This is a genomic window from Dankookia rubra, from assembly GCF_004355005.1.
Lineage (GTDB): Bacteria > Pseudomonadota > Alphaproteobacteria > Acetobacterales > Acetobacteraceae > Paracraurococcus > Paracraurococcus ruber_A.
In genome coordinates this window covers 65,702-81,661 of the sequence record NZ_SMSJ01000009.1, presented here as the reverse complement: position 1 = coordinate 81,661, position 15,960 = coordinate 65,702, and the positions used below count along the sequence as shown (strand labels likewise).

Sequence of the window (15,960 nt, the reverse complement as noted above, 5' to 3'; positions counted from 1 at the left end):
TCAGAAGCTGCTGAGGAAGACCAGCCGGGCGAGGGCGAATTCCACCGCCGCCACGAAGCCGCCGAGATAGCCGAGGGCCAGCGCGGCTGCGCCCACGTCTTCCCACTGGTGCCGATGCCGTTTGAATGCCTGGAACATTGTCTTTCTCCTGGATGGCGTATTGCATGCAGGAGGTATGTGCCGGGCCGCGGCGGGCGGCTGTGGCGCGGCGCACAGGTCGCCGCTGCCGCTTAGCCGGTGCGAAGCCCGAGCCGTTCGACGCGCTTCTCCTCGAGGTTGATCGTATCGGCCATGTTGCGCGCGTAGTCGGCACTGTTCAGGTATTCCACCGGCTGGTCCAGCCGTGCCAGCACCGCGAGATGCGCGGGGTCGTGCAGCGCGCGTCGGAAGCCGTCATGCAGGGTGGCGAGGATCGCCGGATCAAGTCCCGCCGGCGCCACCAGCCCATAGGGCGAGGTGACCACCATGCCGGGATATCCGAGCTCCATCAGCGTCGGCACCTCGGGGAAGCGTGCCACGCGTTCACGCGTCCAGAAATTCAGGTAGCGCAGCTTGCCTTCGGTGACGAGCTGGGCGCCGCCAGTGCCGGCTGCCTGTGCCTCGATATGACCGCCGAGCAGCGCGGTGGTGCCTTCCGATTCGCCGCGGAAGGGAATGTGCTCGACATCCAGCCGCTCCGCCTCGGCCAGGTCGACCATGGCGAGATGCGGCGTGCCGTTGGCGCCGGTATTGCCCCAGCGGTGCCGGCCGGGCCGCGTCCGCGCATCCGCGACAAGATCCTTCCAGGTAGACCAGGGGCTGTCGGCCCGCACCAGCACGCCGAAGGTATAGCCGGTGAGGTGGAGGATCGGCGTGAAGTCGCGCCGGGGGTCATAGGCCATGCGCTGCATGAAGGGCAGCCGCAGCGCCGGCAGGGTCATCTGCGACACTAGGTACCCATCCGGTTTGGCGCGTGCGACCGCCGCGGCGCCCAGCGTGCTGCCGGCGCCCGGACGGTTCTCGGTCAGCACGGTCTGGCCGAAGGCGCGCGTCGCGGCTTCCGCCAGGCCACGCATCTGCACATCGGTGGCACCGCCAGGCGGGAAGGGGACCAGCACGGTGATGGGCCGGTCCGGGAAGCGCGGCTGTGCGCGCAGGGCGGCAGGGGCCGCAAGCAGGGCTGCCGCGCCCAGCAGGGCGCGGCGCGAGGTCGTCATCCCGGTCCCTCCGTTACAGCGTGCGGCCGATGATCTCGCGCATCACCTCGCTGCTGCCGCCGTAGATGCGGCCGACGCGGGCATCGGCCCAGGCGCGGCCGATCTCGTATTCCGCCATGTAGCCATAGCCGCCATGCAGCTGCAGGAAGTCGTCGAACAGCTTGTTCTGCATCTCGGCGCCCAGCAGCTTCGCCGTCGCGGCAAGCTCGACCGTCAACTCGCCGCGCAGGTGCAGGGCCAGGCAATGGTCGGCGAAGACCCGGTACATCGCCGCCTGCGCCTTGGCGTCGGCCAGCTTGAAGCGGTTGTGCTGGAAGTCGATGACCGGCTGGCCGAAGGCCTGGCGTTCCTTCACGTAGTCCACGGTCTTCTGCAGCATCACCTCCATGCCCATCGCGGCGCGCACGGCGATGACCAGGCGTTCCTGCGGCAGATTGCGGATGAGGTAGGAGAAGCCCTTGTTCTCCTCGCCGAGCAGGTTCTCGACCGGCACCCGCACATCCTCGAAGAACAGTTCCGAGGTGTCCTGCGCGTGCAAGCCGATCTTCTCGAGGTTGCGGCCCTTGGTGAAGCCCGGCGTGCCGGCGGGGACGCAGATCAGGCTGATGCCCTTGCGGCCCGCCGCCGGGTCGGTCTTGGCGCAGACGATCACCAGATCGGCGAGCTGGCCGTTGCTGATGAAGGTCTTCGAGCCGTTGATGACGTAGTGATCGTCGTCGCGCTGCGCCGTCGTGCGCATCGCCTTCAGGTCGCTGCCCATCCCGGGCTCGGTCATGGCAATGGCGCCGATGATCTCGCCGGCCGCCATCTTCGGCAGCCATTCGCGCTTCCGCGCCGGCGTCGCCAGATCCTCGATATAGGGGACGACGATGTCGGAATGCAGCGGGAAGCCGGGCCCGGTGCAGTTGGTCCGGGCGATCTCCTCGATGACGATGGCGCTGTAGCCGAAATCGGCGCCGGCGCCGCCATACTCCTCCGACAGCATCGGGCAGAGGATGCCGGCCTCACCCGCCTGCCGCCATACCTCGCGCGAGACGATGCCGTCGCGTTCCCATTGCCGGTGGTGCGGCACGACGTGCTTCTCGAAGAAACGGCGCACCTGGTCACGGAACATCTCGTGGTCCGCGTTGTAGACGGTGCGCGGGCCGGTCAGGCGGCCGCTGCCCGTGGCGGTGATGGTATCCATGGGGTTCCTCCGGGAGGTCGTTCAGGCGATGGCGCGGGCGGCGCGGAGCGCGTCGATCTCGGCGGCGGAGAAGCCGGCATCCCGCAGAATGGCCTCGGTATGCTCGCCGCGCAGTGGCGGCTGGCTGCCGATCCCGGCCGGGGTGGCGCTGAAGCGCGGCGCCGGGCTTGGCTGCACCACGCCGTCCCGCACCGCGAAGGTGCCGCGCGCGGCATTATGCGGGTGAATGGGTGCTTCTTCCATGTCCAGCACCGGCGCGACGCAGGCATCGGTACCCGCGAAGAGCGCCGCCCAATCATCCCTGGTGCGGGTCAGGAAGATGCCGGCGAGCTTCGTCTTCAGCCCGGGCCAGGCGGCAGGCGTCATGCGATCGGGGAAATCCTTGGCATCCAGTTCGAGCTTGCTGCAGAGCAGCGCGAAGAATTGCGGCTCGATCGGACCGACCGAAAGCCAGCGCCCATCGGCGCATTCGTAGGTGTCGTACCAGGGCGCCGCGCCATCCAGCATGTTGACGCCGCGTTCGTTCCGCCAGCGGCCGCGCGCCTTCATCGCGTAGATCGGTGCCATCAGCAGCGCTGCGCCGTCCACCATGGCAGCATCCACCACTTGGCCCTTGCCGGTCGCCTTCGCGCTCAGCAGTGCCGCCAGGAGGCCGACCGCCAGGAGCATGCCGCCGCCGCCATAATCGCCGACAAGGTTCAACGGCGGCACCGGCCGCTCACCCGGGCGCCCGATGGCCCAGAGCGCGCCGGTCAGCGCGATGTAGTTCATGTCGTGCCCGGCCGATTGCGCGAGCGGCCCGTCCTGGCCCCAACCCGTCATGCGGCCATAGACCAGGCGTGGGTTACGCCCGAGGCATGGGTCTGGCCCGAGGCCGAGCCGTTCCATCACCCCGGGTCGGAAGCCCTCGATCAGTGCGTCCGCGCCCTCCACCAGGCGAAGCGCCGCCTCGATCGCCGCCGGCGATTTCAGGTCGAGCGCGATGGAGCGGCGGCCGCGGCCGGTGAAATCCTCGCGTGCGCCGGACGGTCCCTCGGTCCGCTCGATCCGCACAACCTCGGCCCCGAGATCGGCCAATACCATGCCGCAGAACGGTCCTGGCCCGATGCCGGCGAATTCCAGGATGCGCAGGCCCTCGAGCGGTCCCATTCGTCTTCATCCCCTCCGTTCGGAGGGAGACTAGCAGGCGCCGCCCGCATTGCCAGTACTTCGAAGTCAGGCCTCCTCGGCCTGACTTTCATCGCCCGCGCCGGCGCGGGCTCCGCCGCGTTGCTGGCCGCCGAGCCGTCCCGCCTCGCTCGCCTTGCTGCGGTCATTGGCGAAGTTAGCCGGATTGTTCTGCCGGCCCTGATGCGTGCCGCCAATATGCCCTGCCTCGCGCGCTTTCGCGGGATCGTTGGCAAAGTTCGCCGGGTTGTTCCCCTTGCCCTGATGCACGCCGCCGAGATGCCCGGCTTCGCGCGCCCGGTCGCGGTTGTTGGCGAAATTGCCTGGATTGCTCGCCGCACCCTGCCGCGAACCGCCGATCTGGCCGGCTCGCGAGGCTTTCTCCCGATTGTTGGCGAAGTTGCCCGGATTGCTGTTCCGGTTGCCGCCCTGCGGCACGTCGCCGCTGGAACCCGCCATGAAAATGTCCTTCCTGTTTGCTCCCGATACCGCCGGCCAAGTATTGCGACCGACAAGACTGCAACGCCGACGGCAGGGGCGGGATGCGTTGGAGCTTGTGTTCGGTTGGGAAGATGCGCGGCCGGATCAGCCGCGCAGGGCCTGTGGCGGCGGCATCTCACGCGGGCCGGGCGGATTTTGTACCGGCAGTTCCGGGCTAGGCGTCGGCGCCGGCGGCAACGGGCTTGGGCCTGGGGCGGGCGAAGGGGGCCCGGGCGGCATCGGCGGGATCTCGGGGCCGGGAAAGCCCGGCGGCGGGATCGGGTCGGATGGCGGCATGAACGAAATTCCTTCGGATTGGTCCGCTACAACGCGGCAAGGCGCCACTTGTTGCGGCGCAGGCGATCGCGTGCCGGGTCGGGTGCGGCATGCTCTCAATCGCTGGATGTGATGTGTCGTCCTGGCGCCGCTTGGCATGTTGCAAGGTCTGCTTCGCGTGTAATATTCGAGACATGACGGTACGCGGTCGCGGCGCGATGACGCTGTCCCGCGGAGGCGGGAGGCGCGACGAACCGGCGAATGCTGCGTCCCGCTGCGTAATCCGCCGTAACGCGTAAGAGGCACCGTCGCATTGGCACAGCCGGCAGAACGGACTCCACGATCCGATCATCCGGGCGCCCGTGCCACCTGTGCCGGTTGCGGTACAAGGCTCGCGGCCACGGCGCGCTTCTGCAGCGAATGCGGACGGCCGCAGCAGCGGGGACCGGTGCCGCCGCGCCATGGCCCACCGCGGTCGCGCGAGTTGCGGCCGATGACCGTGCTGTTCTGCGACGTCGTCGGCTCCTCCGCCCTGGCGGCGAGGATCGACCCGGAGGAATTCACCGAGGCCATCGCCCGCTTCTACCGCACCACGGCGGAGGTGGTCGCGGCGCATGGCGGGCATCTCGGCCGCCTCGTTGGCGATGGCGTGCTGGTCTATTTCGGCTACCCGGCCGCACAGGAGAACGACGCGGAATGCGCGGTGCGCGCCGCACTCGGCATCATCGACGCGATGGCGGCGCTGCCGGTGCCCGCGGGCCGGCGCCTGGCGGTCCGCATCGGCATCTCGACCGGCCTCGTCGTGGTCGCCGATGTTGCCGATACCGGTGATCCGCGCAACCTCGACATCTTCGGCGAGACGCCGAATCTGGCCGCGCGACTGCAGGCCCTGGCGGAGCCCGGCACTGCACTGCTCTCGGACAGCGTGCGGCGCCAGGTCGGCGCGCTGTTCGAGATCCGCGACCTCGGCCTCCATCCGATCAAGGGGTGGCCGGACCCGGTCCCGGTCTGGCGGGTGGTTGGCGTCTGCCGCAGCCCGGACCGCTTCGCCGCCCGCGCTGCGGGCAGTGTGCTTCCAATGCTTGGTCGCAGCGCGGCGCTCGATCGTCTGCTGGACCTCTGGCACTCCGCCCGGGCCGGGCAGGGGCGCGCGGTGCTGGTGACCGGCGAGGCCGGCATCGGCAAGTCGCGCCTGGTTGCGCAGCTGCTGAGGGACACCGAGGGAAGGATCCCGGTTCGCTACTTCGCCGCGCCGCACCAGCAGGGGATGCCGCTGCAGCCGGTGCTGCAACAGTTGGAACGTGACGGCCGGATGCATCCGGCCGACGGTCCCGCGCAGCGGATCGAGAAGCTGCGCGCCATCCTGCCGGACCTCTCGCCCATCGACTTCGCTCTGGTGGCCGAGCAGATGTCGCTGCGGGAGGCGGGCCTTGCCGCCATCCCGCCGATGCCGCCGCAGCGGCGGCGCGAGCGCCTGTTGCAGGCCTTTGCGGAGGGTTTGGCCACCACCACGCGGCTGCGGCCGGTGCTGATGGTGCTGGAGGATGCGCATTGGGCGGATCCGACCACCCGCGAATTGCTGGCGCTCTGGACGCGGCGCGTGCCGCGGCTCCGGGTACTGGCGGTGATTACCGCGCGTCCGGAATTCACCCCCGCCTGGCTCGACTTGCCGGGGGTCGAACGTCTCGCGCTGGCGCCGCTGGCCGAGGCCGAGGCGGCGGAACTGGTGCGCGCCATCGCCCGCGACGTCCCACTGCCGGCGGCGACCACCCGCGACATCCTGCGCCGCGCCGATGGCGTGCCGCTCTTCCTTGAGGAATTGACGCGCGCGGTCACCGAGCAGATCGCCCAAGGCGGCAGCATCGAAGGATTGATGCCGCAGCGGACGACGGAACGCGCGAGCGTGCCGGTCTCCCTGCATGCCTCGCTGCTGGCGCGGCTGGACCGCCTGGGCGAGGCGCGGCAGGTGGCCGAGGTCGCTTCGGTCCTCGGCCGTGAATTCGACGCGGCATTGCTGGCCCCGGTGCTGGACCGCGAGGCCGGTATCCTCGCCCCCATGCTGGAACGCCTTGTGGAATCGCGTGTGCTGCAGCAGCGCGGCGAGGCCGGCGGCAAGACCTACCGCTTCAGCCATGTGCTGCTCCAGGATGCCGCGCTCAGCATGCTGCCGCGCGAGCGCTACCGGTCACTGCATGCCCGGGTCGCCGACATCATCGAGGAACGCTTCCCCGCAAGTGCGGCGGCGCGACCCCAAGTCGTCGCTCATCACCGCACCGAGGCGATGCAGCCCGAACAGGCGGTCGCCTGGTGGCAGCGCGGCGCACAGCAGGCGATGCGGCGCGGCGCGATGGAAGAAGCCCTGGTGCAGCTGAGGCGCGGCATTGCCCTGCTGCAGGCGCTGCCCGAATGCCCGGCGCATGCTCAGGCCGAACTCGACATGCAGCTGCTGGCGGGCGCTGCGCTGCTGAGCCTGCGCGGCCACAGCGCGCTGGAGACTGGCCAAGCCTATGACCGCGCCCGCCACCTGGCCGAGACGTTGCCGGGCCAGCCGCAACTGCGGAACGCCATGCACGGGCAGTGGAGCCATGCCTGGATGCGCGGCCATATGGGCCTTGCGCTGCAAAGGGCGGAGGCCCTGCTGGCACAGGCCCGCGCGCGCGAGTCCCATGGCGGCCTGGCCATCGCCTGGAGCGCGATCGGGCATTCGCAATTCATTCTCGGCCGCTTTCCGGAGGCGCTGGAAAGCCTGGAGCGAGGCCTGGACCACGATGCGCGTACAGAGCGCGACCGGCGCTATGGGCTTGCTTTGCAAGCGACGGTGATCAGCACCCGCTGCTATGCCGCCTGGGCACGCAGCTTCATGGGCCGGCTGGAGGAGGCGCGGCGCGAACTGTTGGCAACGCTGGAAGCGGCTGAGGCCGCCACATTCCCCTTCGCCCTGGCCAACGCGCATTACGCGCTGGGCCGCTATGACTACGACACCGGTGCGGCGGAAGCCTGCATTGCCCGGCTTCGCACCACCCTCGCGCTCTGCGACGAGCACGGCATCGAATACCTCGCCATGGCGGCAAAGGCGATCATCGGCCTGCTGCTCGGCCGCCGCGGCGACCATGCGGGCGGCTTGGCACTGATACGGGAGGCGGTGGCCTGGAACCGGGCGACGGAGGCGCTGACCTTCGTGCCGAACTACCTCGGCATGGAGGCGGAATTGATGGCGCGGGCCGGCGATACCGGCAGCGCCCTGCAGCGGATGGCGGAGGTTTTCGCGCTGATGGCCGAGAGCGGCGCGCAGTGGGAGAAATCGGTGCTGCTGCGGCAGCATGGCGAGATCCTGGGTCGCGCCGGCCGGCCGGATGCGGCGGAAGCGGCGCTGCGCGACGCGGTAGCGACGGCGGAGGCGCAGCAGGCAGCGCTGTTCCGGCTGCATGCCGCGATCCCGCTGGCGGCGCTGCTCGGCCGCACGGGGCGTGCCGAAGCGGGGCGCACGACGCTCGATGCGGCGCTCGCGCCCCTGGCGGGAGCGGCGGCGCCGGTCGTGCTGCGCGCCCGCGCGACGCTGGAGGCGCTTCAGCTCTTGCCGTAGCTGATGCCCATGCCGGCCGAGGGATCGTTCTGGATGCCGTAGGGCGGGATCGGATAGCGGATGCCGTTCTTCGCCAGCGCCTTCATCCCGTCCACCGCCTGGCGCAGGTCGGCCGGCTTCAGCGCCATCAACATCTCCTCGTCCGGCACGCCGCCATAGCGCCGCTCGGCGAAGCAGGGCAGCGAGAGGCTTGGCTCGCCGGTCGCCAGTGCCCGCCCCCAACTATCGGCACAGGCGGTCTCGCCCACCACGGACCATTCGAACTTGCGGTAGTTGCGATACTGCAGCCCGTTGATGAGGATAATCATTTGCCCGGGCGTCGCATAAACCATGGCAATGTCCGGCGGGTCGAGCCGGCCGCTGTCGAGCGGGCTGACCGCCATCGCCTGGAAGCGGCCATGCGGCACGCACGTCAGCGCTTCCTGCCGCGCCTGCGCGTCCTGCTGGGTGCCGTGCCAGACGCCAACGTATTTTTCGCCGCGCCGCCAAGCCTCGTCTCGCGGCGTCAAGCCGATCACCGCCTGGCATTGCGCGCCGACCAGGTCGGCCGCGGTGATGCCGACAGTCCAGCCGAGCCGGGACGCCATCGAGACGATCTGGTCGGTAGTGTGCTTGGTCTTTGGCCGGCGGATGCGTGGGATCGCCTCCATCTCCGCCACAGTCTCGAACAGCTTCATGCCGATGACGGTAGTCTTCAATCGCAGCAGCGCGTTCAACTCCGTGAGCAGGCGCTGCGTCTCGTTCGGCTCCGTGTCGGGCATGTCGCCCCTCCCTATTCCAAGCGCAGGTTGGCGGCGCGGATCACCGCCCCCCATTTCTCCAGCTCCTCGTCGATCAGCTTGGCCATCGGCGCCGGACCGCGGGTCCAGACCGTGGCGCCGGCCCGGCGGATGCGCTCCGCCGTGTCGGGACTCTCGGCGATGCGGATGATGGTCGACGACAGCCGGTCGCGGATCGCGGCCGGCAGCGCCGCAGGGCCGACGAAGCCGAACCAGACATAGACCTCGACGTCGGGGAAGCCGGCCTCCGCGAAGGTCGGCACGTCCGGTAGGGCCGGGTCGCGCTCGGTGCCGGTCACGGCGAGCGCACGCATCCGGCCATCCTGCACATGCGGCAGGACGTTCGGCAGGTTGTCGACTGACAGGGTGATGCGGCCGCCGAGCAGGTCGGCCAGCCCCGGCGCGCTGCCGCGATAGGGAACATGGGTGATGTCGGTGCCGGTGCGCGCCTTGAACAGCTCGGCCGCGAGGTGCGGGCTGCTGCCGGCGCCGGAACTGGCAAAGCTGAGCTGCCCGGGCTTTGCCTTGGCCGCAGCCACCAGCTCCGCCACGCTGCGGATCGGACTGTCCGCCCGCACCACCAGGGCATTCATCACCCGCGCCACCACCGCGATCGGCGCCAGGTCCTTCCGCGAATCATAGCCGGTATTGGCGAAAAGAAAGGGGTTCATGCAGAGGTTGGCGGTATTGGCGACGACGATGGTGCTGCCATCCGGCGCCGCCTGCGCCGTCGCCGCCAGCGCAAGCGAACCGCTGGCGCCCGGCCGGTTCTCCACTAGGCCGGGCTGGCCGAGCGTGTCCTGGAAACGCTCGCCGACCAGCCGGCCGAGCGCATCGTTGATCGCCCCCGGCGTATAGGGGATGAGGATGCGGACCGGCTTGTCCGGCGTCCAGCTCTGTGCCCATGCCGGCAGCGCGAGCAGAGCGGGGGCGGCGAGCAGAGCGCGGCGGGCGAAGCGCATCGGTGGTTTCCTCCCGGGGTTGTTGCCGGTCAGGCTACACCGGACGCAGGCGTTGCCGCAGTTCGAATTTCTGGATCTTGCCGGTGCTGGTCTTCGGCAACGGCCCGAAGGTGACGCGCTTCGGGCATTTGAAATGCGCCAGGCGCTCGCGGCACCAGGCGATCACCTCGGCCTCGGTCGGCGGGTCCTTGTCGGGGGCGGGAGTGACGAAGGCGTGCGGCACTTCGCCCCATTTCTCGTCGGGCTGGGCGACGACCGCGGCTTCCATGATGGCGGGATGGGCATAGAGGACCTCCTCGACCTCCAACGTCGAGACGTTCTCGCCGCCGGAGATGACGATGTCCTTGGCGCGGTCCTTCACCTCGATATATCCGTCCGGATGCATCACACCGAGGTCGCCGGTGTGGAACCAGCCGTCGGCGAAGACCTCGCGGTTGGCCACCGGGTTGCGGAGATAGCCCTTCATCACGGTGTTGCCGCGCAGCATGACCTCGCCGAGCGTCGTGCCGTCGCGCGCCACCGGCGACATCGTGCTGGGGTCGAGCACGGTCGCTTCCTCAAGCATTGGATGGTTGACGCCTTGCCGGGCCATGAACGCTGCCCTGTCCGGGAGCGTCATCTCCTCGAGCCCCGGCTGCCAAAGGCAGATCGTCGCGGGGCCATAGCATTCGGTCAGGCCGTACAGGTGCGTCATCGCGAAGCCCATGCCTTCCATTTGGGCGATGACCGGCGAGGGCGGCGCGGCGCCGCCGGTGGCGATGGCCACCGGCTCCACCGGCCTGAGCTTCGCCGCATCCGGCGCGTGGATCAGCATGGTCAGTACCACGGGCGCGGCGCACATATGAGTCACGCCATGCTCGGCGATGGCGGCGAAGATCGCCTCCGGCCGCACATTGCGCAGGCAGACATGCGTGCCGCCCTGCAGCGTCACGGCCCAGGTATAGGTCCAGCCGTTGCAATGGAACATCGGCAGCGTCCAGAGATAGACGCTGCGCGGGCTCAGCCCGAAGGCCAGCGCATTGCCGCAGGCATTCAGGTAGGCGCCGCGATGGTGCGTGACGACGCCCTTGGGATTGCCCGTGGTACCGGAGGTATAAGACAGCGCGATTGCCTCCCACTCATCCTCCGGCAGGCGCGGGGGCTGCTGCGGACTGGCGCTGGCAAGGAATGCCTCATAGTCGATCGGACCTAGCTGCGTGCCGGCGGGTGCCTCCGAATCGATGATGTCCACCACCGGCGGCGCTGCCTCAATCCCGGCCAGCGCCACGCCGGCCACGCCGGTATACTCGCGGTCCACCAGCAGCAGCTTCGCCTGGCTGTGCTGGAGGATGAAGCCGATCGCCGCGGCGTCTAGGCGGATGTTGATGGTCAGCAGGATCGCGCCGGCCATCGGCACGCCGTAATGCGCCTCCAGCATCTCCGGGATGTTCGGTGCCAGCACTGCGACGACGTCGCCAGGCGCGATGCCGGCACCGCGCAGGGCCGATGCCAGGCGACGGCTGCGCTCCGCCATCTGCGCATAGGTGGTACGCCGCGCGCCATGGATGATGGCGACACGCTTCGGGTAGATCCGCGCGGCCCGCTGCAAGAAGGAGATCGGCGAGAGCGGCACATGGTTCGCGGCGAGTTGCGGCAGCGTGTTCGGGTCGTCCATCGGTGGTCTCCTAGCCCGCCTTGCCGAGCGCCTTGGGCGCGCTGACGCCGCAGCGCAGCCGGGTCAGCGCCAGCAGCGCCGCCGCGACGGTGGCGTGCGATGCCGTGCCGGGATCATGCGTGCCCGTGCGGATCTCGCCTGCCAGGCGTTGCAGCAGGTCGTCCGTTGCTCCGGCAGGCGCGCCTGTCGCGGTACGCAGTGCGGCCAGCGCCGGCGCGGGGTCGGTGACGAACTCGCGCCGGGCGACCGCCATGGCATTGGCCACCATCCGTGCGTGGAAGCGCTGCGCTTCCGGGAGATGCGGCAGCAGCTCCTTCAGCAGGACGTCACGCGCGGTGTCCAGCAGGTTGCCGCCATCCGGGCGTTCCAGCATCAGGCGATCCCCGTCATACGCAGCACATCCATCTCGAGCTCCGGCACGATATGGCCGGTCAGCGCGAGTTCCAGGCTGGTGTCGCCGGACAGGTGCCGCCCCGCTTGGTCGGCGGCGACGACGGCCCAGCGGATGGTCGCCGCCAGCTCCCACCACAGCACGCGGTCATGCTGCACGGCACGCCCACTGGCCGCCTCGTAGCCCGCGTAGAAAGCGGTGCGCGGGCCGATGCCGCCGGCCTCCTGCGCCAGGGCGCCGAAGCGCCAGCAGGGCGCGCAGAACCAGCCATGGTCGGCATGCGGGTCGCCCCAGGCGGCGAATTCCCAATCGAGGATCGCCGAAACCCGGTCGCCCTGCGCCATGTAGTTGCCGGTGCGGAAGTCGTTGTGGTTCAGCACGGTATCGCCTGATACCGGCGCAGTGCGTTCCAGGTGCCGCAGCCCCCATTCCAGTACCGGGCGCGGCGTGCCGGCGGCATCCAGCGCCGCCCGCTGAGCGGCGACGAAGGCGACATGCGCATCGGCCGGCGGGGCGCCGAGGAAGGCCAAGTCCGCGCGCGGTGGGTGGATGCTGTGTATGCGCGCCAGCTCGCGCCCCAGCGCCTCGGCCAGCGCAGCGCCTTGCGCGGCGCGGACCAGGCGATGGCCGGCAGCGATCCCTTCCACCCGCTGCATGATGAAGAAGGGCGCGCCGGTGACGTCGCGCGCGGTGCAGCAGAACAGCGGTGCCGGCACCGCCACGCCGGCGGCATGCGCCGCCTGCAGCAGCGCGAATTCCGCCATGCGCGAGTGGGACACGGCGAGCACCGCGGCGTTGTCTGTGCGCAGCACCCACCGTTGCGGCGAGCCGCCGAGCAACACGTCCAGCGCCCAGTTCTGCTGCACCGCGCCGCCCGAGAGCAGCCCCATGCCGGTGATGACCACCGGCGCGCCCGCCTCGGCGGTCAGCCAAGCGGCAAGGCGTGCACGGGCCGCCTCATCCACGCCCGGCGCCCCAGTTGAAGAAATCCTTGGCGTGCCGACGCAGGAAGTTGGCCAACACCATGCGGTGCACCTCCGACGCGCCATCCACCAGCCGCGCCTGCCGGGCATAGCGGTACATCCATTCCACCGGCGTGTCCTTCGAATAGCCGCGGGCGCCGAGCAGCTGGAGCGAGGTGTCCACCGCCTTGTGCAGCGCATCGGCCACTACGACCTTGGCCATGGAGATCTCCTTCCGCGCCAGGCTGCCGTTGTCCAGCAGCCAGGCGGCGCGCATGGTGAGCAGCCGCCCGATATCGAGTTCCATCGCCGCCTGGCCGATCAACTGCTGCACGCTCTCCTTCTCGATCAGCGTCGCGCCGAAGGCCCGCCGCGTCTCGATGCGCGCCATGGCGATTTCCAGCGCGCGGCGGCCCATGCCGGTCCAGCGCATGCAGTGGGTCAGTCGCGCCGGGCCGAGGCGGATCTGCGTCGCCCGCAGCCCGTCGCCGACCTTCATCAGCACGTCGTCGTCGGTGACCTCAAGCCCATCGAATTCCAGCTCGCAATGTCCGCCATGCTCCTCCGGCCCCATGATCGGGATGCGGCGGATGATGCGCCAGCCCGGCTGGTCGGCATGGAACAGGAAGGCGGTCAAGCCGTTGCGGTCGTCCTCACCGGTACGGGCCATGAGGATGAAGTGCTTCGCCGATTCGGCGCCGGTGATGTAGTGCTTGCGGCCGTAGATGCGCCAGCGGTCGCCGACGCGCTCGGCCCGCGTATAGGTCATGGACGGATCGCTGCCGCAGCCATCGGGCTCGGTCATGGCGAAGGCGCTCTGCACCTTGCCGTCGATGATCGGCTGCAGCCAGCGTTCCTTCTGCGCTTCGGTTCCCACCATGTTCAGCAGGCGCATGTTTCCGTCGTCGGGTGCCGCGCCGTGAAAGACCACGGGGCCGAAGATGCTGCGGTTCATCTCCTCGTAGCAGGCGGCGAGCGTCACCATGTTCTGGCCGCCGCCGCCGCGCTCCTGCGGCATGTTCAGCGCCCAGAGCCCCTTGGCCTTCACTTCGGCCCGCAATGTCTCCAGCAGCGGCCGCGCAATGTTCTCGTGCTCGTCGTAGCTCGCCGGATCGGCTTCGAGCGGGATGATGCGCTCCTCGACATAGGCCCGGATGCGCAGCCTGAGCTCATCGGCTTCGGGAGAGAGGGCAAAATCCATCGATGCGGTCCTAGAGCGGGTTCACGGAATGGCCGCCATCCACCACCAACGCCGCGCCGGTCATGTGCGCGCCGGCAGCGGAGGCGAGGAGCAACAGCGGGCCGGTCAGATCCTGTGGTTGGCCAAGCCGGCGCTGCGGCACCCGCTTGACCACGGCCTGCCCAGCTTCGGAGGCGAAGAATTCGGTGTTTATCGGCGTCTCGACGTAGCCGGGGCAGAGCGCATTCACCCGAATACCATGGCGCGCCAGCTCGACCGCCATCTGCTTGGTCATCTGCACCAGTCCGGCCTTCGATGCCGTGTAGCCGACGACGCCCTGCAGGATGCGGAGGCCGCCGATCGAGGCGATGTTGACGATGCTGCCGCCGTGCTTTGCCGCGACCAAGCGCCGCGCGCCCTCGGTTGCGACCAGGAAGCAGCCGCGCAGGTTGACATCTAGGACGCTGTCCCAATCGGCTTCCGTCTGCTGCAGAACGGGGCGGCTGACGGCGATGCCGGCATTGTTGACAATGATGCTGCAGGGCGCGCCGAAGGCGGCCTCCGCCCCGTCGTAGGCGCGGGCGACGGCGGCGCTGTCGGTGACGTCGAGCGGCACCGCGGCGGCACGCTTGCCGAGCTCGGCGGCCAGTGCGTCCAGCGCCTCGGTCCGGCGGGCCGCCAGCACGACATTGGCGCCTGCCGCGTGCAGCACGCGGGCGAAATGTGCGCCGAGCGCGCCGGACGCGCCGGTGACGAGCGCCGTGGCGCCCCGAAGCGAAAAGATCTGCGCCGGATCGGTCATGCTGTCCGGGGCGCACGGTGATGCCGTCGCCCCTTTTCTCCCAAGGAATGTCGACGCGCAATTGACCACTGCCCGGCACGGGCGGCAAGCGGGCCCGGGGAATGGGTTCAATGTCCTGCCGCCGCCACCTCGACCTCGATCGCCGCCAGCAGCCGGGCTGGAAAGTGGCGCGGGATGCGCTCGCCGATCAGGACGATGCGGCTGCGCCGATCCTCACCCGGCCAAGCATCAAGCCATTCCAGCGGGTGCACCATGTGCTGGATGGCGTGCAGCACGGCGGGGCGGTCCGGCTGTTCCGTGAGCGCTACCAGTCCCTTCACGCGCAGCAGCCGCGGGCCGGCGTGTTCGGCCAAGCCCTGCAGCCAGAGCGTCAGCGCCAGCGCTGGGATCGGCGCTTCGCGCTCGATGACGATGGAAGCGAGACCGGCCGTATGGCGCGCCGCCCAGTCCGGCAGCTCCGCCGGGCGCGGCGCAGCGGCGAAGAGCCAGCCGGGGTCGGCAGCGCCATGCGTTGCCTCGCGCAGCGGCGCGGCCGGGTTCAGCGCGCGGATGGCACCCTGCGGCGCCGCAGCCAGGTCCGGCTTTGTGACCAGGATGCGGTCGGCGAGCATAACTTGGCGCTGTGCTTCCGGATGGCGCGCCAGCGTCGCCTCGCCATGCAGCGCATCGACAAGCGCGACCACGCTGGAGAGGACATGCGTCGCGGCCAAGGCTTCGTCGGTCATCAGCGCGTGCAGGATGGGGGCAGGATCAGCCAGGCCCGAGGTCTCGATCAGTACCCGAGCATAAGGCGGCACCGCGCCGGCTTCGCGCCGCCGCAGCAGGTCCAGCAGCGTCTGCGTCAGGTCGTCCCGCACCACGCAGCAGAGGCATCCGGTTGAGGCGCTGACGAAGCTCTCCTCGCTGGCGGCGATCAGGTCGTGGTCGAGCGGGATCTCACCGAATTCGTTGACGATCACGGCGCTGTCGGCCCAGGCGGGATCGCGCAGGATGCGGCGCAGCAGCGTGGACTTGCCGGCGCCGAGGAAGCCGGTGACGACCGAGATCGGGATCATACGTCAGGCCGCGCCACTCGAAGGCGCCGGGCCTCGGTCTCGCCGGCGCCGACTGCGTTGCGAAACGTGCGCAGCAGTCCAAGGACGGAGGTGCAGGGGCGGCGCTGGCCCGGGCGCTCCAGCCACCAGCGAACCGGCAGGTCGGCGGCAACGGCGGGCAGGATGGACAGCGGGGTGCCGTCGGGTGCGGTGAGCGCAATGCCCGTCCCGGTGACCTGCGGCCGCGCCGCCACCTCCCATAGGGCGAGGCTATCGGCCAGCAGGTCGCGCAGTTCGGGCGGCGTCAT

15 protein-coding genes are annotated in these 15,960 nt (G+C 69.8%); 1 reads left to right on the top strand and 14 read right to left on the bottom strand.

What is annotated here, in order from left to right; all coding sequences use genetic code 11:
- From E2C06_RS37495 to E2C06_RS39240, 5 genes are all read right to left on the bottom strand, one after another.
- Positions 1 to 138 (bottom strand): hypothetical protein, encoded by a 138-nt coding sequence (locus E2C06_RS37495; protein WP_165982311.1) that lies wholly within the window; start codon positions 136 to 138, stop codon positions 1 to 3.
- A 92-nt stretch (positions 139 to 230) separates the two neighbouring features.
- Complete coding sequence (locus E2C06_RS10050; RefSeq protein ID WP_133288470.1) at positions 231 to 1,196, bottom strand: tripartite tricarboxylate transporter substrate binding protein; 966 nt, start codon at positions 1,194 to 1,196, stop codon at positions 231 to 233.
- Between the two features lie 13 nt (positions 1,197 to 1,209).
- Entirely contained in the window at positions 1,210 to 2,382 is a 1,173-nt protein-coding gene (locus E2C06_RS10045; protein WP_133288469.1) for an acyl-CoA dehydrogenase family protein, read from the bottom strand.
- A 21-nt stretch (positions 2,383 to 2,403) separates the two neighbouring features.
- Entirely contained in the window at positions 2,404 to 3,531 is a 1,128-nt protein-coding gene (locus tag E2C06_RS10040) for a CaiB/BaiF CoA transferase family protein (RefSeq protein ID WP_133288468.1), read from the bottom strand.
- Between the two features lie 66 nt (positions 3,532 to 3,597).
- Entirely contained in the window at positions 3,598 to 4,008 is a 411-nt protein-coding gene (locus E2C06_RS39240; protein ID WP_133288467.1) for a con-10 family general stress protein, read from the bottom strand.
- 790 nt (positions 4,009 to 4,798) lie between these two features.
- Between E2C06_RS39240 and E2C06_RS10025 the strand changes: the two genes are divergently transcribed.
- A complete protein-coding gene (locus E2C06_RS10025; RefSeq protein WP_165982310.1) occupies positions 4,799 to 7,888 on the top strand; it encodes an AAA family ATPase in 3,090 nt (1,029 codons plus the stop codon).
- Here the strand turns inward: E2C06_RS10025 and E2C06_RS10020 are convergent.
- From E2C06_RS10020 to E2C06_RS09980, 9 genes are all read right to left on the bottom strand, one after another.
- Positions 7,873 to 8,649, bottom strand: a complete 777-nt coding sequence (locus E2C06_RS10020; protein WP_133288464.1) for a DUF169 domain-containing protein — start codon at positions 8,647 to 8,649, stop codon at positions 7,873 to 7,875. The two genes, E2C06_RS10025 and E2C06_RS10020, sit on opposite strands and share 16 nt — an antisense overlap.
- 11 nt (positions 8,650 to 8,660) lie before the next feature.
- A complete protein-coding gene (locus E2C06_RS10015; RefSeq protein ID WP_133288463.1) occupies positions 8,661 to 9,629 on the bottom strand; it encodes a Bug family tripartite tricarboxylate transporter substrate binding protein in 969 nt (322 codons plus the stop codon).
- A 34-nt stretch (positions 9,630 to 9,663) separates the two neighbouring features.
- On the bottom strand, positions 9,664 to 11,283 hold the full coding sequence (locus tag E2C06_RS10010) for an AMP-binding protein (protein ID WP_133288462.1): 1,620 nt from the start codon (positions 11,281 to 11,283) through the stop codon (positions 9,664 to 9,666).
- A 10-nt stretch (positions 11,284 to 11,293) separates the two neighbouring features.
- Positions 11,294 to 11,656 carry a DUF6285 domain-containing protein gene (locus E2C06_RS10005; protein WP_133288461.1) on the bottom strand — a complete coding sequence of 121 codons (363 nt, stop codon included), beginning with the start codon at positions 11,654 to 11,656 and terminating at the stop codon, positions 11,294 to 11,296.
- A complete protein-coding gene (locus E2C06_RS10000) occupies positions 11,656 to 12,639 on the bottom strand; it encodes a phosphotransferase family protein (RefSeq protein WP_193560445.1) in 984 nt (327 codons plus the stop codon). The genes E2C06_RS10005 and E2C06_RS10000 overlap by 1 nt, the downstream gene beginning before the upstream one ends.
- The gene (locus E2C06_RS09995; RefSeq protein ID WP_133288459.1) at positions 12,632 to 13,837 is read right to left on the bottom strand and encodes an acyl-CoA dehydrogenase family protein; all 1,206 of its coding nucleotides are present in this window, start codon (positions 13,835 to 13,837) and stop codon (positions 12,632 to 12,634) included. Before E2C06_RS09995 ends, E2C06_RS10000 begins: the two co-directional genes overlap by 8 nt.
- A gap of 10 nt (positions 13,838 to 13,847) precedes the next feature.
- A complete protein-coding gene (locus tag E2C06_RS09990; protein WP_133288458.1) occupies positions 13,848 to 14,618 on the bottom strand; it encodes an SDR family NAD(P)-dependent oxidoreductase in 771 nt (256 codons plus the stop codon).
- Positions 14,619 to 14,725: 107 nt separating this feature from the next.
- Positions 14,726 to 15,673 carry a CobW family GTP-binding protein gene (locus tag E2C06_RS09985; protein WP_133288457.1) on the bottom strand — a complete coding sequence of 316 codons (948 nt, stop codon included), beginning with the start codon at positions 15,671 to 15,673 and terminating at the stop codon, positions 14,726 to 14,728.
- On the bottom strand, positions 15,670 to 15,960 hold the full coding sequence (locus E2C06_RS09980; protein WP_133288456.1) for a hypothetical protein: 291 nt from the start codon (positions 15,958 to 15,960) through the stop codon (positions 15,670 to 15,672). Before E2C06_RS09980 ends, E2C06_RS09985 begins: the two co-directional genes overlap by 4 nt.